This window comes from Laspinema olomoucense D3b (genome assembly GCF_025370785.1).
Classification (GTDB): Bacteria; Cyanobacteriota; Cyanobacteriia; order Cyanobacteriales; family Laspinemataceae; genus Laspinema; species Laspinema olomoucense.
Window position 1 is genome coordinate 137,965 of record NZ_JAMXFA010000015.1, and the last position, 18,298, is coordinate 156,262.

Below are 18,298 nucleotides of genomic sequence, written 5' to 3' on the forward strand. Positions count from 1 at the left end.
TTAAGCGCCTATTGGCAAAAGCTGAATGCGATGGGGGAATTTTCGGGGGGAAATGCTTGTCCTTGACCATGCTTTCAAACATTTCCCAATTTCTATTGTTTTAGAATCACCCTGTGGAGCTTGCCCTAAAGCTGCTGCACTTCGGATTTTTAGAAAAAACTTGAATAAATCTCTACTCACTGGCTTATTAGCTATAGTAGGGTGATTTTTCCAGTTTTGGCTCAGAAATTGTGTTTTTTTTGTACTCTTCACCTTTTCTTTAGAAGATAGACCTAGGACCGGGGACAATTGGACTTTTAATCCATCTCCGTATTTTTTCGGAATAATAAACATAGAGCCATCTCTATCTTAAAAAAATTGCCAGGGGGAGCATCTCAATTTGGACAGTTCGCTCTCCTACACCGATGCCCCTTCTCGCCTTTTTGGGAAAAGGGACAGGGGAGGATTCAAACTCGCTCTCCCCATCCGGGAGAGGGATTTAGGGGGAGGGCAACCCAGATCAGAGGCTCCCTTGCCAGGGACTTGATCGGGGATTTCTCCCAGGTTGATTGATGAATCCCTCTAGGGCCTCAAGACCGGATGAGATAGATAAGACCAGAAACCGGGATTCTGACTGAGATTTGCTGCACCGTCAGCAGAGATTTTGCCACGAAATCGGGTGGTCTTCCTGCTGCTGTACAGACACCCTAGAATTTCTGGGGTTGGGTCTGCCCTGGGGTTTGATACGATGGACTGTGCCATTGTACTTGGATCGCTTCAGGAGACTCTCATGCATCGTCTAGCTGCTACCCCCGGGGGTTGGAATCCGCAGGAGGAGGGGGTAATTTTGGTCTCCCAAACTCCGGCACCCATCGCGATCGTGACGGCGGCGGATACGGATATTCAAGCGATCGCCCAGGCCCTCGTCCACCTCCCGCCGGACTTCCCCGATTTACGGGTTGTCAATCTGCTGCAACTGCAACAGCAACTCAGTATCGATGCTTACGCACTGGAGGTCCTGTGCGAGGCACAGGTGATTGTCTTGAGATTGTTGGGAGGGCGTGCTTATTGGTCCTACGGGTTAGAAGTGGTTCGAGAAACGGTGCAAAATACAGGTGCTCACCTGATTGTGATTCCCGGCGATGATGCCGGTGACCCCGATTTAATCGGTCATTCCTCCGTTCCCCTGGTTGTGGTTAATCAAGTCTGGCAATATTTTACCGAAGGCGGTGTCGATAATCTAGTTAATGCGCTCCAATTTGTCGCCCAGATTTGTTTAAAAAGAGAATACAATCCTGCCCCACCGATGCCGATCCCTCGGGTTGGACTTTATCCTTGGAAATCGGCAAGCTTGGGACTTTCAAATCCACCGTTTACCCGAGAAGAATCACCCCTCAATCCCTCACAATCAGTTAATTCTAAATCGGGTCTAAATTCCGGTGAATTATCCACCTCATTTCCCAGGGTGGGAATTTTATTTTATCGCGCTCATTACCTGGCTGGAAATACTGCCCCGATTGATGCACTTTGTCAAGGGTTGCGCGATCGCCACTTAGACCCGGTGCCGGTATTTGTCTCTTCTTTACGCGATCAAGATGTCCAAGCAGAATTGTTGACCTATCTGCAACCCCCTCACACTGAAACCGTGCAGATAATATTAAATACCACAGGGTTTGCGATCGGTCAAGCTGTCCAAACTTTACCCAGTACCCCAGACTTTGCTACTGCGGATCTAAGATTCTGGGACACCCTCGATGTCCCGGTTTTGCAAGTAATTTTCAGTGGAGGCACTCAGCAACAATGGGAAACGGGTTTTCAAGGGCTCTCACCCCGGGATATGGCGATGAATGTTGCTCTTCCGGAAGTGGATGGACGAATTATTACTCGGGTGGTGTCGTTTAAGACGGTACAAGAAAATCATGTAAAACTGGAGACCCCGGTGGTGATGTACGAACCCTTGGGCGATCGCATTAATTTCGTCACCGATCTCGCTGCCAACTGGATCAAACTCCGGCAAACTCCCCCCAGTCAGCGCAAAATTGCCTTAATTCTGGCCAATTATCCCACCCGAGACGGACGCCTCGCTAATGGGGTGGGACTGGATACCCCGGCAAGTTGTATCGCCATCCTCAACGCCCTCCAAACTGCTGGGTATTGCGTGGAAAATATCCCCACCACTGGGGACGAATTGATTCGCCTCCTCACTGCTGGAGTCACCAATGACCCGGAAGGGGAAGGATGGAGAAAAATTCGCCAAGTATTACCAGGGAAAGACTATCAATCCTATTTTCAAACCTTGCCAGAACAGGTTCGCCAAGGAATTGAAAATCGCTGGGGAAAAACCCCAGGCGATCGCCCTTCTTTTGAAACCCAAACCTTCCCCATTCCTGGCATCCAATTGGGCAATATCTTTATCGGAATTCAACCCTCCCGAGGCTACGAAATAGACCCCAGCTTAAACTATCACGCCCCGGATTTAGAACCGACTCATGAATATCTAGCCTATTATTATTGGATTCGAGAATGCTTTGGTGCCCAGGCCATTACTCATGTAGGCAAACATGGGAATTTAGAATGGTTACCCGGGAAAAGTATCGCTTTATCGGAAAATTGTTTCCCAGAAGTTGCCCTGGGACCGATGCCGCATTTTTATCCTTTTATCGTTAATGACCCAGGGGAAGGGTCACAAGCAAAGCGGCGATCGCAAGCAGTGATTATTGACCATTTAACGCCGCCCATGACCCGGGCAGAATTATACGGTCCCCTACAACAACTCGAAGGGTTAATCGATGAATATTATGAAGCCCAAAGTTTAGATCCCGTTCGGTTAAAACCAATCCGCAGTCGCCTGTTACAACTGGTAAAAGACCAACATTTAGATAAACACTCATCTTGGACTACTTCATCCAATTCTACCGAACCGAATCCAGAATTTACGGCCTTAATTGCCAATTTAGATGGCTATTTGTGTGAATTAAAAGAAGCGCAGATCCGAGATGGGCTGCATATTTTTGGGAAATGCCCCGAAGGGCGGCAACTGGTGGATTTAATTGTGGCGATCGCCAGACATCCCGGAGGCAGTCGCATGGGACTCACCCGCGCTTTAGCAGCGGATCAAGCATTTTCCTTTGACCCTCTCACCAGCAATCCGGCGGAATTTTTGCCAGAATTGACAGCTAATTCTTCTCGGCGGACCATTGGAGATGCGATCGCCTCTTTAGAAGCAGAAGCAGCAGCATTAGTCAGCCAAATTATTGACCCGATGGGAGAAACAATTCTCCCCAAACCCAACAGCGCCACAGCAAAAGAATTAGATTGGATTCGCGATTGTTTGCTTCCGGCATTGCAACGAACTTCCGAAGAAATCACTCAATTGTTAAGGGGATTAGATGGACGATATATTAAGAGTGGGCCATCCGGTGCACCCACCCGAGGACGTCCTGAAGTTCTGCCGACGGGACGCAATTTTTACTCCGTAGATATTCGCGCAATTCCCACAGAAACTGCTTGGGATATTGGACGAAGGGCCGCCGAAGAGGCGATCGAGCGCTACACTCAGGAAAATGGGGAATATCCGCAAACCCTGGGATTATCAGTTTGGGGGACCTCCACCATGCGAACGGGTGGCGATGACATTGCTGAGGCCCTCGCCTTGCTGGGGGTGCGCCCAGTCTGGGATGGACCCTCCCGGCGCGTGGTCGATTTTGAAATTTTGCCGGTCCGAGTTTTGGGACGTCCGCGAGTCGATGTCACATTGAGAGTATCAGGATTTTTCCGCGATGCCTTTCCCAACCTGATCGATTTGTTCGATCGCGCGGTGGAAGCGGTGGCGAGTTTGGAGGAACCGGCAACAGATAATCCCTTGGCGGCGCAAGTGCAGGTAGAAAGTGAGACTTGGCAAGGGTTGGGGTTGACTCCGGAACAGGCAAACCGGCGATCGCGTTATCGAGTCTTCGGGTCAAAACCGGGCGCTTATGGGGCGGGATTACAAGGATTAATCGAAGGACAAAACTGGACGAATGACGCAGATTTGGCCCGCGCCTATATCAACTGGAGTAGTTATGCTTATACAGGCATGGGAAATGGACATTCCGCCCCAGAAGCATTTGAGCAACGGTTAGGGCAAATGCAGATTGTCTTACATAACCAAGATAATCGGGAACATGATTTACTAGATTCTGATGATTATTATCAGTTCCAAGGCGGGTTATTAGCGGCAGTACGGGCAGTGCGAGGCACGGATGCAGTGGCCTATTTCGGCGACCATTCCCTACCTGAAAAGCCCAAAATTCGCCGGTTACAGGAGGAAATTGACCGAGTATATCGATCGCGAGTGGTGAATCCGAAATGGATTGAGGGCGTGATGCGTCACGGGTATAAAGGTGCGTTTGAAATGGCCGCTACTTTGGATTATTTGTTTGCTTACGATGCCACAGCACATTGTGTAGAAGATTTTATGTATGAGGGCGTGGCAAAGGCATATTTGTTAGATGACAAAGTGCGGGACTTTATCCACCAGAAGAATCCCTGGGCGTTGCGGGATATGGCGGAACGGTTGTTAGAGGCGAATCAGCGCGGTTTGTGGGAAGGGGTGGATCAACGGATGTTGGAGGAGTTACGGGCGATCGTCCATGATGCAGAAGGGGCGATCGAATCGGCGATCGGTTCCTAAAATTGAAGCAACGGAAGTTACCAACCTGGGGAATTGTGGTGGATGCGGACCAAGATTTACCAGCGCGATGGCAATCGATTAGAGATAGGTTGATTGCCAGCGATTATCCCAAAGCAGAGTATCCCCGATTCGCTTCGGGTAGAGGGGTGGGTTTATCAACCGAGAGATCCTTTTTTAAAGCGGGTGGGAGTTTGGGTGATGCCGAATAATCAACTGCCGGGAATGTTAAAGAATTTTGCTGCAATGTTTATCCCAGAAGATGATAATTTGCGTCCGAAAGCGGAAGATATTTTAAGAGAAGTTGAAGAAGGGAGACTCAACCGATATGGAAAAATTCATCGGGCAAAGGCGCTGATTCATACGTGGTTGGCATGGCAGGAGACTCCAGGAATGCCGATGGCACAGGCAATTACGGCACGGGTTTTACAGAAAGAGTCAGCGATCGCCCAAGTTTTTGCGGCTTGGTTACAACGGCCCTCTCCCCTGAGGAGAGGGTCTTAAAAGAGGTGGTTCGGGGGGAAAGGGGATGAGGTCAGTTTGGGTGGGCGAGCAAACATGATATAAAAGGTTCGGTTCAGTTTTTCAAGTGTCAGGAATCACAATGGATAGTAATACTGTATTTATCATCAAGGTGATGGTAGCCTCCGCCATCGTTTCTGCGGCTATCAAATACGGAGGTCCTCTGCTGGCGATTCCAAACACCTCGCCGATCGCCTTACTCCTGGTTTGTACACCAGCGGCGATCATCTTCGGGGTCCTGAGTTGGCGACTGTATTTCCAGGATCCACAGAATTAAGGGGGCTGAGGAGCCACAGGCCCTTTTGAGTTCCAGGAGGGGAGGATGTGGTGCGATCGCCTCTGCACAAGGCAGTTGAGCGCTTTTAAGGCGACAAGACCCAGTTGAGGCTATATTGAGTATCAAGTACAATCCCCGGGGTCAATCTGCTGAAGATTGGAACCCCTGATTTAGGGTCGAGACAAAGCGGGGTTAGCTGAAATAGCTTAGATGGGAGGGAGCGATCGCCGTGAATTTAGGTCAATGGATGGGCTTATTAGCCGTTTTTATTTCTTTCTATATTCTCTGGCAAATCCGAGAAATTTTATTACTGCTATTTGCTGCAGTCGTCCTAGCAACGGCCTTAAATCGACTCGCTCGCCGATTGCAATGGTTTGGCATCAAACGGGGTTGGGCCGTAATGATTTCCATCCTCTTGTTACTACTCGTTTTGGTGAGCTTTTTTTGGTTGATTGTGCCTCCATTTGCCACTCAATTGCAGCAACTCACTCAACTCTTGACTTTAGGATTTGCCGAAATTAATGATTTAATTTATCAATTTAGAACCCGAGTCCCCCCGCAGTTGAAGCAATATTTACCCGATGTTAATAGTATTGTTCAACAACTCCAACCCTTAGCCAATCAATTAGTCGGAGGTGCTGGAGCAGTTGTGGGCGGGACTTTTGGGGGATTATTAAGCTTTTTATTAGTCTTAGTTCTGGCTTTAATGATGGTGAGCAGTCCTCAAGCTTACCGGAGTGCCTTCGTGCGCATCTTCCCCTCATTTTACCGATGGCGAGTTGATGGAATTCTCGATCGCTGCGATGTAGCGTTAGGGGGATGGCTGATTGGCATTCTATTTAACATGATGGTGATAGGGGTACTAAGCTGGATTGGCCTCTTAATTTTGGGAGTTCCCCTAGCTTTAGCCAATGGGGTATTAGCGGGTTTGTTAACCTTTATCCCCAATATTGGACCGGCCTTAAGTGCAATTCCCCCAATGGCGATCGCCCTGCTGGATGCACCCTGGAAATCCCTAGCAGTGCTGGCGTTGTATATTTTCATTCAGCAATTAGAAAGTAATGTCCTGACTCCTTACGTGATGACCCAGCAGATTTTTTTACTGCCTGCGGTCACCTTAATTGCCCAAGTCTTTTTTGCTTCTATTTTTGGCTTTTTAGGCTTATTTTTAGCCCTGCCCTTAACCTTAGTCCTTCAAGTGTGGCTTCAAGAAACAGTGGTGAAAGATATATTAGACCCCTGGCGCAAACCCTTTGCGACCAGACGATCAAGGCGCTTCGAGGCGATCGCACCCGTTGATATCCCCACCGAAACCGAATCAGTGTCGTTGTTGTCCTCAAGTCAGGACCTATCCCCTCTAGACTATGACCCTTGGGACGATCGCCCCAAGGAAAGCGATCGCCCATTGATTCCCCCAGACGTAAAATCGGGACCCGACTTTCAGGAACAACCCCAACCCGAATAAGGCGAAAACTCACTTAATTCAGTGGCTTTTTACCCGGATTCTTGCCTTGAAATTTGCTGTTATAACCCCAAAGCCCTAACCGTAATCAGGGAGGAATTCGTTCACAATCCTCAGAAATTCCTACCAATTAATCCCCGTAGTAAAGAACCCAAATTATGCGAACAATTGCAGAAATTAATGATAAAATCAGCCAGAAAAAAGCGGTTGTCTGGACTGTAGAAGAACTGAAAGCGCGGGTTCTGGAAAAGGGCATCCCAGCGGTGACAAAGGAAGTGGATGTGGTGACGACGGGGACCTTTGAACCGATGGAGTCATCTGGGGCAATTATAAACCTGGGACATACGGACCCCCCGATTAAAATTCGGCGCTGTTGGTTAGATGGGGTCCCCGCCTATTCGGGGTTTGGGGCGGTGGATTTGTACTTGGGGGCAGCGGAAGTGGCGGAAGCGCAAGATGGAGAGGAAATCCGAGAACGGGGTGGGGGTCATGCGATCGCCGATTTAATTGCCGGGAAACCGATTCATCTGAGGGCGATCGGACAAGTCACAGATTGCTATCCCCGGGCTTCCTTTGAAACCACCCTGACCAAGGACACCATTAACCAGTTTTATTTATATAATCCTCGAAACTTATATCAAAATTTTATTGTAGGCGTGAATGGGGGCGATCGACCCTTATTTACCTACCTGGGTCCATTACAACCCCATCTCGGGAATGCCGTCTATTCCAACCCGGGCGCTATTTCGCCCCTACTCAACGACCCCCAACTGGACCTCATTGGTCCCGGAACCCGAATTTTTTTAGGGGGCGGAATTGGTTATGTTGCTTGGGAAGGGACTCAGCACTTTCCCAAGCAAAAACGCCTGCCGAATAAGACACCGATTGGCCCTGCGGCCACCTTAGCCTTAATAGGAGATGCTAAACAAATGAATCCGCGATGGGTGCGGGGTTGCTACTTCCACAATTACGGTCCCTCCTTAATGCTGGGCGTCGGAGTCCCATTACCCATCCTCAACGAGCAAGTGGTCCTGCACTGTGCGGTGCAAGACCAAGATGTAGTTGCCCCGATTGTGGATTTCTCCATCCCCCGTCGGGTTCGTCCGACCTTTGGGTTAGTCAGCTACGCCCAGCTTAAAACGGGTCGGATTACCCTGGAAGGCAAACCCGTGCGGACAGCACCTCTAGCCAGTATCTTCTTTTCCCGTCTAGTTGCCTTGGAATTAAAGCAATGGATCGAATCCGGGGAGTTTACCCTGACCGAACCTGTCATCCCCCTGCCGATGGACCGCTCGTTTTTACCCCAAAATTTGTGGGGGTCTCAACTTAGCTTGGAATAATCCACGCGGAGGGTTGTGCAGAGTTCAAGAATTCCAGTGAGGGAATTCAAAACCCACCCTGATGAACGGTTTATTCCTGATTTGGGGGTTTATTACGCTTAACGGGTTTGGGAAGCGGATCGGTGCGGGGTGCGGCGGTTTGCTGAACCGTCGGGTTGGGGACTGGGCGTCCAGAACTCTTGAAGGGGCGCTTGCTGCCCCCAGGCTTACCCCCTTTCCCTTTAAAGGGCTTTTTCTTTTTAGGTGCAATTGATCCCATGTCGTTCCCCTGCTCAATCCGCAGAGAATTTTCCTGACGCTTCACGTGCAAGTCCCAGAAATGACCCACCGCTTTTCCAGGTAAAGTTCCCTCAAGCTGTAACTTGAAAAACTTAGGTTTGGTGTCAGAATCTTTAGGGCTTTGCTTGATTTTAACGACGATATATTCTTCGTCCTGGGATTGAAAAATCACCTCGCCACGAATGGAAAAATAGCCATCTTGAATCGCTACCTCGCCCGGTTCTTCCGTGGGAGATGACCCATCGGTGACCGTCGCTGTCGCTTCGGTCGTTTGGGCTGGAGATTCAGAGGAGGCGGGGGTCAGTTTTTCCGGCTCCCACACCCCCATAATTTGCACGTGCAAGGTCTTTTCTTTCTGTCTAGTGCGAGGATAAACCACCCAGAGGTGATCTTCTTCATCACTGAGATGATTTTTGACCAAACTCATGACTTTTCCCAGCAAAACGGCATCAATTGCGGTTCCTTCTGGGGTGATTAAATTCCCTCGGGTGAATTGTTCTTCCGAGGGTTGATAGCGACCGGCGACCAATCCGATCGCCCGATATTGCTTCGGTTCAGAAGGCAGGGGAATCGGATGAGGCCGCATCACTGTCCCGTCCGAATCATTCGACACAGCCTCGGGATCGGGCTGTTTCTTGGATTCGGCGACGGCTTTTGGTTCCGGTGATTTTGTCGGAGGGCTAGGGGAGAAGTCGGGCGGGGGGGCCTGAACGCTAGGATCAGGCTGGCCTGCTTCTGGAGTATTAGCGGAGCTTGGAATTTGATTGGGAGAGGAATTCATAAAACCTCCTGGCGGCGGAGACACATCCGGTGACAGCTAACTTGAAAAACGCTTTATGATTCTAAACCTGAATTTGACAGGTTCTATAGAATTAAGCTCGTTGCATCCTGACTTCAGATAAGGGAGGAACCCACCCACTATCGGGAGATAGGGGCTTGTTTTCCATCAGGCTGCTGATTTTACCTAAAATGCAAGGATGCTAGGGCCGAATCCGCATGGTTTCTGCTTTTTACGGGCTCCCACAGCATTCATACCCGTCAAATCTAGTCGATCAGGGGTACGCTCTGTCCATGCTTGCTCGTGGCGTAATGCCGGAAACTAGGGTTCTTTAATGCAGATTGCCGTTAAAACGCACTCCTGATCAAGATAGCATTGAGTCGGCTTTTCTCGCTTTGGGTTGGTGGATGGAGGGGCGATCGCTGCTCCATCGGCTTCGTGAATATCCCGGATCTCTATTTAGGGTGCCGGACCACTGAAGGACTCCGGAAATGTCTTGTAGGTGTAAGGATTGGCTGTTAATAATGGAATCAGGATTCAAAGGATCACAACCGGATTCTCCCTTGCCTGTTGTCTGCAAACTCAGCTACAATCATCACCTTGATTCAAAGGCGTTAATTCTTTTAGGAATCCCTGCGGTTACTGCCGATGTTGATTAAAATGTGGATAGAGTTAGAGGTTTTATAGTGTCACAAAAGCTGGGGCGATGGAAGTTGTACGTCTTGATCCTGGGGCTAGTTGCCTTTGTGGGAATTGGTCTGGCACCAATTATTACGCCGATTGTCAATGGCGTGATGAACGCCACACAAGCCAATTCGTCGAACACGGTTGCAACCCCAACAACGACCACCAATTCGACCACCAATTCGCAGCAGGGGGATTTGGAAGCTCAAGCTAGGGGTTATGAATTAGTGGTGCAGCGGGAACCGAACAATGAGACGGCCCTGCGCGGACTGTTGGAGACTCGACTCAAGTTACAAGATATCCCTGGGGCGATCGCCGCTTTGGAAAAATTAGTGGCTATCAATCCCCAACGCACTGATTATGCGGTCTTACTGGCTCAAGGCAAGCAACAAATCGGCGATCGCGATGGGGCTTCCACTGTCTATCGCACCATTTTGGAAACCCAACCGGGTAATATTAATGCCCTCCAAGGTTATGTGAACCTTTTGCTGATGGAAAACCGTCCCGAAGCGGCGATCGGGCTGCTTGAGGATACCCTCAAAACTGCTCCCCAAGCCAATCAAATTCAGCCGGGAAGCATAGATGTAGTTTCCGTTCAGGTGATTTTAGGACAGGTCTATGCGGACCAACAGCGCTATGATGAGGCGATCGCGGTTTACGATGAAGCCATGAAAGCTGAACCCGAGGATTTTCGTCCCATCTATGCCAAGGCTATTGTCTGGCAAAATCAAGGGAAAATGGCTGAAGCTAAACCCCTATTTGAAACAGCGGCTAAATTAGCACCGCCTCAGTACCGGGATCAAATCCAGCAACAAGCGCAACAAGTCGCCCCAGCAGTTCCGGCAACCCCACAACCGGAAGCAGCACCCGAGTCACCGGCACCGGCACCGGAAGTCGATTCTACTCCGGCACCAGAAGCTGATTCTACACCAGCACCGGAAGCCGATTCTACACCAGCACCGGAAGCTGAGTAGCATGATTTAGGAAAGGGGCAACAGCGGTTGCCCTTTCATTTTTTTACCCCTCTCCCAGGGAAGCAATTCCGAGGTTAATTCAGTGGCTAAAATTCCTTTAACGCCGTTGGGTGGATTATTAATTGTGGCTGCGTTTAAACTGGGTCAGATGAACCCGACGGTGGCGATCGCAAGTAATCCCCAACCCCCATCCCCCTCAGAACCACCCGTTCATCATATTGTTTTAATTAAACTCCAGCCCGATATTACCCCAAAACAAATTGAGCAAACAATTGAAGATAACCGCAGGTTAATCAGCGCAATTCCCGGGGTTTTAGAAGTCTCATTAGGACCCAAAGCCCGGGATGACCGCGAGGTTCATTTCAAAGATTATGACCTCGGACTCTATGTTAAACTCTCTAAAAATGCTGATTTAGATATCTACGGTCCCCACCCGAATCATCAAGAATTTTTGGCCCGCAACCGCTCAAAGATTGCCAACATTAGAGTTATTGATTTTTATGGAGAATGATTAAAACTCGATTTTTTTAATTTAAAAAATAGAAAAAATCCGGGTTTATAACTAAAATTTGTTGCTTTGGGGCCACAGATAAAGTCAAGAAACCCGGTTTCTAATCATTCAAGAAAGCGAACTATAAGCTCGCCCTCCTGAATCAATCAAACGTCAGCGTTTAATACTTCCGTTCTTTCGGCTGGAACTGAGTAATGGTTACAGGTCGATAGCGAATATCCACACCGGCAGGAGAATAATAGGACAAGGTGTGCTTGAGGAACTGATCATCATCGCGATCGGGATAATCCTCGCGGAAATGAGCGCCTCGGCTTTCCTGACGGTTGAGTGCACTGGCTAAAATCAATTGTCCAACTACCATTAAACTGCGTAACTCTAAGGCTTCAATAATTTCCGTGTTCCATAGTTTGCCTTTATCATCTAAATAAATCTGCTGATACTGCTGCTGGAAATGTTCTAATTGCTTTAAACCTTCCCGCATCAATTCATCACTGCGAAACACGCCGCAGTGGTCACTCATAGCATCCTGGAATCCCTGCCGAACGGCACCAATGCGGTGAGAGCCAGCCTGATCGACCAGGGATTGTAGTTCCTGTTGAGCTTGTTGGAGGTAGGGGCGATCGTCCAGATCCGGCAACTTGCGGTTTTCAACATAACGGGCGATCGCCGCCCCGGTTATTTTCCCATACACCACACATTCCAGTAGGGAATTACTCCCCAGGCGATTGGCACCATGTACAGAAACACAGGCGCATTCCCCTGCTGCAAAGAATCCTTCCACCAACCCATCGGGACCGCTTCGCACCTGTCCCTCGGTATTAACAGGAATGCCTCCCATTGAATAATGGCCGGTGGGACGCACCGGCATCGGTTCATAGACCGCATCGACCCCTAACAAACGGTGGGCCTCTTCCCAGCAGAAGGGGATCCGGCTCATAATTTTTTCCTGTCCCATGTGTCGCAAATCCAGGAAGACACAAGGCCCCCCGGGACGACCATCAGGATACACCCCTCGTCCGGCGCGAATTTCTCGGGTAATCGCCCGGGAGGTAATGTCACGGGGGGCCAACTCCATGCGACTGGGGGCGTAGGTTGCCATAAAGCGATCGCCCTCGCTGTTAATTAAATAAGCCCCTTCCCCACGCACCGCTTCCGAAATCAACACCCCCACGGGATAAAGTCCCGTGGGATGGAACTGCACAAACTCCATATCTTGCAACGGCACCCCCGCCATTGCCGACATCGCCAACCCGTCTCCGGTGGAGGCAAAGTCATTGGAGGTGGTATTAAACACCCGTCCATATCCTCCAGTGGCAAACATCACCACCTTGGCGCGCACGACTTCCAGGCGACCATCGAGAATATGGTACATCACCAATCCCTTGGCTTGTCCCTCTTCCAAAATCAACCGCATGACGTACCATTCTTCATAGACCCGGACCCCATAGCGGCGCAGATTATTCACCAGTTCGTGCAACATGGCATGACCCGTTTTATCTGCGGCGTAGCAGGTGCGGTTATGGGAATGGCCCCCGAAGGCCCTTTGAGCAATTCGCCCATCGGGTAAGCGGGAGAAGAGGACGCCCATGTGTTCGAGGTCGATGACCACATCAGGGGCTTCTTTGGTGAGCAGTTCTACGGCATCTTGATCCGCTAAATAGTCGGACCCTTTGACCGTATCAAAGGCGTGGGCCTCCCAGGTATCAGTGGAATCTACGTTTTTAAGGGTGGCGGCGATTCCCCCTTGGGCGGCAACGGAATGGGACCGAATGGGATGGGTTTTGGCAACTACGGCGACATCGATGCTGGGATTGATGCGCCCAATTTCCACTGCGGCGCGACACCCGGCGAGTCCGCCCCCGACGATAATGACGTCATGTTCTATCATGGTTCTCTTGGCTTTGGTTGGATTTATGGGTTATAAAGGTCTGCTGGATCGCTTCTGGATCTATTTTCCCACTCAAAAAAAAATCCCTCCTCAACGGTAGGGAATTTTTTAGAATCGCTCAGTGGAGGGCGGATTAGCGCTTGAAAATGAACGGGGCAGCATTCAAGATTTGAAGGTTAAGCAGTTGGCTTGTCCCTCGGTTGGGCTAACTGGCTGCTTGGGCGGGATTAGAGTTGGGTGCAGTTCTAGAACTTGATTCCGCCGCTTCTGTAGAGATCTCGACCGGCTTCAGTTCGATGTGATTGAGCAAGGTGGTGACGAAGGCAAAGAGGAGAAAGGGCAGGGAGAGTACGACAATTAAACCCACTGTAGCGAGGGCGAAGATTTGACGGGCTGTACTCCACAAGGCGAGGGCGGAGGCTAAACTCAGGAAAATCACGATCAACCAAATGATGATTTGTCCGTAGATATCTCCAAAGGTCAGGGTGCAGACTAATCGGTATTTTTGCAGCTTATTCATTAAGGGGTTTCCTCGAAAACTATAGATTTAAGATCAGAGTAATATGCTGTTTCTGTTGTAATAGATTTTTAAAGATTTTTGAAAGATTCGCAACATCACTTTACAATCCAGTTCTTTGGGGGGAGCCGATCGCCGGTTTTTAGGTGGGTTGGGGTTGACAGGGCGGCGATCGCGATACCCAGTCAGCGTTGAGGGGCGATCGCCTCGGCAGCTTTCCTCGGTTTTGGTCGGTCTGACTGGCTGATTGGCATCTGCCGTTTGGGCATGATGAACTCTAGCAGTTTCCTGATTGTAGCGGAAACCTGCCGATTGGATGTCATCAAAATTAGATACGAACCGAGAATTGAGTCACTCTTTGGATAGAGCGCCAAGGGGTGGAGTTTGTGAAGATTGGTTTATGAATTAGGGTGAAGTAACGTTAAGTAATATAACCGAAATGGGGCTAAGTATAAAAAATTTACTAAGAAATCCTGACATAAGGATCAAGTGAGTTATTTTAAGGAACAACAGGTTTAGCAAACCGACTCTATCTCAACCCTGAAACGTTGTGGTAGGTATCGAAGGGATTCTGAGTGAGTTTTGACTCATAAAAAGGACCCCTTTCCAGGAATTGATCGGTTAGGAGATTCCAATGCAAGAACAACCGTTTCATGAGTTACCTGAGATCAATCCCACGAACTTGAACCGGCATCAGACCCCGTTAAATCGAAGGGATAGTTTGGGTACTGAACATCAAGAGGCTGGACAAAATTATGAATATTGGAAGCGGGAAGGCGATCGCTTCCGGTTAGGAAAAGCCTATCTCGAAGCGATCGCCGCTTATGAATCGGCTTTAGTGCAAAAGCCCACCGCCTGCTATGCATGGCAGCAACGGGGTGAGTTACTCAAACGCCTACACCGCTATGAGGAGGCGATCGCCTCTTATCGCAAGGCCCTAGAAGTCAGCGCTAATCCGATTGCCCGTTATCAAGCCTGGAATGGCTTAGGCGCATTGTTCTTTACCATTGAACGCTATGAGGAATCAATCTTTGCCTATAAACAAGCCCTGGCCCTCTGTCCCAATAGCATGGGATCCGCTCATATTCTGGAAATGGAAGGCATTGCTTGGTCGAGATTAAATCGCTATTTAGAAGCCCGGGATTGTTATGATCGTGCTTATCATAAAGCGGTAGAAATTTCAGACCGAACGATCAAAAAACCAAATTAATAGACTGCCCTCTCTTTCCCTAGGGATAGAGGTTTCACGAGGGCAGCTAGATAGGATTTAAACTCAATCACCGGAATTTTACTTTTCCCCCTTTCATTCCCCCCAGGGGATGCAATCTAATCATCAATCTCCCCAACCCGTTAGGCTTTAAAATTTCCCGAGATGCTCCCTCCCCTTCCGATATCATTCCGTCCTCTGGAACCCCCTCTTTTTTCTCCCCTCGGAGGAACTTAAAAGGCCAAAAAGCGTTATAGTTACTTGGACACTTTAACCTTAGCTTTTATGATGAAACCCCTTCAAAAAACCCTCGCCACTACCGTAGGCTTGAGTCTTCTGTTTTGGTCCACCCCCTCGTTAGCGGACCAAAATTTGCGCTTGACTTGGGTCCGCATGGATGATACAAACCAGGATGGATGTGTGCGACAAGCGGTTGAAGCAATGAAATCCACCGGGTTGATGAATGTGGAAGTCCAGGATAATGAATTAGTCGAGGGCGAGGCCTCCGATTTGGAAGCGAAAATTATGTGCATTGAAACTGGACGAGAACTGATAGCTGCGATCGCCGTTGCCAGTGATAGCTCCAGCGATGCGCGAGAAATCCGGGGTAGTTTAAGAGATTACATGAGACGTTAAACCAACCCCTTTAAAAAATAGCGAAATTTCCCAACCTCTGCCCGCACAAGCGGGCTATTTTTTGGCCTTAATCAAGTTATCCCTCTGGGGACACTTTAGAGAAATAAAAACAGTTTTGATAAATTTTGCTTTAATGAGGCTAATTCCCAACTCGCTTACCTTGAAAACCTCTGCTTGGGCAGGTAAAATTTAATAGTTCTTAAGCTTAAAAACTATTAAATTTTTTCTTTATTTATTACAGTTTTAAAAATGGAGATAAAAATTTAAAATAGACAAAGACTCTCGCCTGACAGGGCCAATCCTGCCCTCGGGTCATGACTCCCAATCTACTCGATAATTTTACCCTATTTTCACCCAGTTGGGGAAAGCAATCCCTTACAATAGAAAGGGTTCGCTGCTCAAGTTAAAGTGATGGCCGAAAAAGTCGTGAAAACCTGGTTACAACAAATCTCCCAACGGGTTGCAGGAAATAAAGCCCCCTTGGGACTGGAGGAAACGGGAAATTCCCAAAAGGGAAGTCTCTTTTCTCTCCTCAAGAGCAAGGATAGCCCATACCAGAACGCCAGTGGAGCGAGTGAAACCCTCACCTCGGGTTCTAATTTGCCTCAGTTCCCGGACTGTTCTAGTCACGGATATCAAGTGCTGCAGAGTTTGGGTCATAACTATACTGGGGGTCGTTCGACCTATTTAGCAACCCATCTAAAAACTCAAAAACCTGTGGTGATCAAACAATTTCAGTTTGCCAAACCGGGTGCAGATTGGTCCGCCTACAAAGCTCATGAACGGGAAATTAAAGTGTTGCAGGGTCTCAGTCACCCAGGGATTCCTCGCTATCTGGATTCTTTTGAAACCGATCAGGGATTTTGTCTGGTTCATGACTATAAAAATGCCCAATCTTTAGCTATTTTTCGCCGATTGGACCCGGAAAAAATTAAACAAATTGCTCTAGCGGTTTTGGAAATTTTGGTCTATCTGCAAAACCGGGTTCCCGGGGTGATTCACCGAGATATCAAACCGGAAAATATTTTAATGGGCGATCGCACCGATATTATTTACCTGATTGATTTTGGATTTGCCCGCCTCGGTGGGGGTGAAGTTGCTCAAAGTAGTGTAGTTTCTGGCACACCGGGGTTCATGCCACCGGAGCAATTACTCAATCTCAAACTCACGGAAGCGTCTGATTTGTATGGGTTAGGAGTTACCTTAATTTGTTTGCTCACCCAAACCGATTCTAGCGAAATTAACCGCTTAATTGATAGTAGTTATCGCCTCAATTTTGCCGAGTTAGTCCCCCATCTCAGTGACGAGTTTATCCACTGGGTACAAAAAATGGTGGAACCGAATAGTAGCGATCGCTTTTCTCATGCTGCTGCCGCTTTAGAAGCCCTGACTCCCATTTCGGTTTGCCGCCTGTTACCGGAAGCGGAATTTAGCCAAACTCGGCTGGAATTACGCGCCCAAGAAGCAGAAACCCTCACCCAAACCCTCACGGTCAAAAATCCGGTGGAAGATACGGTATTAGCCGGACGCTGGGAAATTGCTCCCGACTCGAATAATCCAAAAACCAAGCCAGATTGGATTTCCATAAAACCGGCCAAGTTTCAGGGGAATGAGACGGCCTTTGAAATTAAAATTGATACCACTAATTTAGTTGTCACTCAAGATTATACGCGCAATCTTTTACTTCACGCGAATACCGCGAATAAAACCCAAATTATCCCGCTTTCTCTGTCAGTTTCTCCTCGGCAAGTCCCGGCAGAATTAGTAGGTCCGGAACCCGGAAAAATAGCCAATTGGAAACAAAAAATTGCAGTGCCGTTCCCGGTTATCCTGTTTGGAACGACTGTAGCTATTCCGTTGATTTTTTTGTCCCCTTATGTGGCTGTGGCGATCTCCGTTCCGTTGGTTCTTTTATCCGGGAGAGGCTTTTCCGAAAAAATTCAGGACCCGGCGATCGAGCAGGTGGCTGAATTTTCGCGCAAATGGCTGGTGGCGCCGAGTTTAGTCGGACTGGGTTTGTGGTCTTTTACTCTAGCCGATATTGCCTGGTTGGAGCATCCAGAACGGAAATTATTAGGGGTAATTGTAGCAGCAATGTCAATGGGAGGCATTGGCATTGGGATATTAGAGCTATTTAAGGCAAGCTTTAAACGGATAGTAGTGTTACTGCCGCTGTTAATTTTTGCTCTTTCTTTTGTGGCGATCGGAGTGGCTACGGGAATAGCCGGGAAAGTTGCAGAAGTCGGCGTGACGGGATTGGTTTTAAGCAGTAGTGCCAAACAGGAAATTCAACGGAAAAACTCGGGGATAGGTGCGATCGCTCGTCAGGTAGCCGTTGCCACATTAGGCATCGGTATGGGAACCGGGTTAAGTTGGCTATTGGTGCATTATGGACTCGCTGTAGGGATGGGGTAATGGGGAGGATGGGGGAGGTGGGGAGGATGGGGAGGATGGGGAGGATGGGGAGGATGGGGAGGATGGGGAGGATGGGGAGAATGGGGAGAAGAAACGACAGCAAGTCGGGACGTTGAACATCTCCCCGCTCTCCCCGATCTCCCCGAGCGCCCCGCTCTCC

The 18,298-nt window shown here is 48.9% G+C and carries 15 protein-coding genes; 10 read left to right on the forward strand and 5 right to left on the reverse strand.

Annotated features, from left to right (window positions below; genetic code table 11):
- Positions 1–333, reverse strand: coding sequence for a hypothetical protein (locus NG792_RS13415; RefSeq protein WP_261199295.1), 333 nt, complete (start codon positions 331–333; stop codon positions 1–3).
- 436 nt (positions 334–769) lie between these two features.
- Here NG792_RS13415 and cobN point away from each other — a divergent pair, with 436 nt between their 5' ends.
- The 5 genes from cobN (at position 770) to NG792_RS13440 (ending at position 8,249) form a co-directional block, all read left to right on the forward strand.
- Positions 770–4,651, forward strand: a complete 3,882-nt coding sequence (cobN, locus tag NG792_RS13420) for a cobaltochelatase subunit CobN (RefSeq protein WP_261235723.1) — start codon at positions 770–772, stop codon at positions 4,649–4,651.
- A gap of 93 nt (positions 4,652–4,744) precedes the next feature.
- Positions 4,745–5,152, forward strand: coding sequence for a DUF3226 domain-containing protein (locus NG792_RS13425; RefSeq protein ID WP_317619509.1), 408 nt, complete (start codon positions 4,745–4,747; stop codon positions 5,150–5,152).
- A 100-nt stretch (positions 5,153–5,252) separates the two neighbouring features.
- On the forward strand, positions 5,253–5,447 hold the full coding sequence (locus NG792_RS13430) for a hypothetical protein (RefSeq protein WP_261199293.1): 195 nt from the start codon (positions 5,253–5,255) through the stop codon (positions 5,445–5,447).
- A 229-nt stretch (positions 5,448–5,676) separates the two neighbouring features.
- Complete coding sequence (locus NG792_RS13435; protein WP_261199292.1) at positions 5,677–6,912, forward strand: AI-2E family transporter; 1,236 nt, start codon at positions 5,677–5,679, stop codon at positions 6,910–6,912.
- Positions 6,913–7,067: 155 nt separating this feature from the next.
- Complete coding sequence (locus tag NG792_RS13440; protein WP_261199291.1) at positions 7,068–8,249, forward strand: homocysteine biosynthesis protein; 1,182 nt, start codon at positions 7,068–7,070, stop codon at positions 8,247–8,249.
- Between the two features lie 70 nt (positions 8,250–8,319).
- Here NG792_RS13440 and patR read toward each other — a convergent pair whose 3' ends face one another.
- Positions 8,320–9,309 (reverse strand): heterocyst master regulator PatR, encoded by a 990-nt coding sequence (patR, locus tag NG792_RS13445; RefSeq protein ID WP_261199290.1) that lies wholly within the window; start codon positions 9,307–9,309, stop codon positions 8,320–8,322.
- A 683-nt stretch (positions 9,310–9,992) separates the two neighbouring features.
- Here patR and NG792_RS13450 point away from each other — a divergent pair.
- Together NG792_RS13450 and NG792_RS13455 are read left to right on the forward strand one after the other, a co-directional pair.
- Positions 9,993–10,964 (forward strand): tetratricopeptide repeat protein, encoded by a 972-nt coding sequence (locus tag NG792_RS13450; protein ID WP_261235712.1) that lies wholly within the window; start codon positions 9,993–9,995, stop codon positions 10,962–10,964.
- An 82-nt stretch (positions 10,965–11,046) separates the two neighbouring features.
- Positions 11,047–11,475, forward strand: coding sequence for a Dabb family protein (locus NG792_RS13455; protein ID WP_261235713.1), 429 nt, complete (start codon positions 11,047–11,049; stop codon positions 11,473–11,475).
- Between the two features lie 160 nt (positions 11,476–11,635).
- Here the strand turns inward: NG792_RS13455 and NG792_RS13460 are convergent, their stop codons facing one another.
- The 3 genes from NG792_RS13460 to NG792_RS13470 form a co-directional block, all read right to left on the reverse strand.
- Positions 11,636–13,363 carry a succinate dehydrogenase/fumarate reductase flavoprotein subunit gene (locus NG792_RS13460; RefSeq protein ID WP_261235714.1) on the reverse strand — a complete coding sequence of 576 codons (1,728 nt, stop codon included), beginning with the start codon at positions 13,361–13,363 and terminating at the stop codon, positions 11,636–11,638.
- Between the two features lie 205 nt (positions 13,364–13,568).
- Complete coding sequence (locus NG792_RS13465; protein ID WP_261199286.1) at positions 13,569–13,883, reverse strand: hypothetical protein; 315 nt, start codon at positions 13,881–13,883, stop codon at positions 13,569–13,571.
- A 182-nt stretch (positions 13,884–14,065) separates the two neighbouring features.
- A complete protein-coding gene (locus NG792_RS13470; protein WP_261235715.1) occupies positions 14,066–14,203 on the reverse strand; it encodes a hypothetical protein in 138 nt (45 codons plus the stop codon).
- Between the two features lie 311 nt (positions 14,204–14,514).
- Here NG792_RS13470 and NG792_RS13475 point away from each other — a divergent pair, with 311 nt between their 5' ends.
- The 3 genes from NG792_RS13475 (at position 14,515) to NG792_RS13485 (ending at position 18,138) form a co-directional block, all read left to right on the forward strand.
- Positions 14,515–15,090, forward strand: a complete 576-nt coding sequence (locus NG792_RS13475) for a tetratricopeptide repeat protein (protein WP_261199284.1) — start codon at positions 14,515–14,517, stop codon at positions 15,088–15,090.
- Between the two features lie 282 nt (positions 15,091–15,372).
- Complete coding sequence (locus NG792_RS13480; protein WP_261199283.1) at positions 15,373–15,723, forward strand: hypothetical protein; 351 nt, start codon at positions 15,373–15,375, stop codon at positions 15,721–15,723.
- 411 nt (positions 15,724–16,134) lie between these two features.
- Positions 16,135–18,138 carry a serine/threonine protein kinase gene (locus tag NG792_RS13485; RefSeq protein ID WP_261235716.1) on the forward strand — a complete coding sequence of 668 codons (2,004 nt, stop codon included), beginning with the start codon at positions 16,135–16,137 and terminating at the stop codon, positions 18,136–18,138.
- Positions 18,139–18,298: the final 160 nt, after the last annotated feature.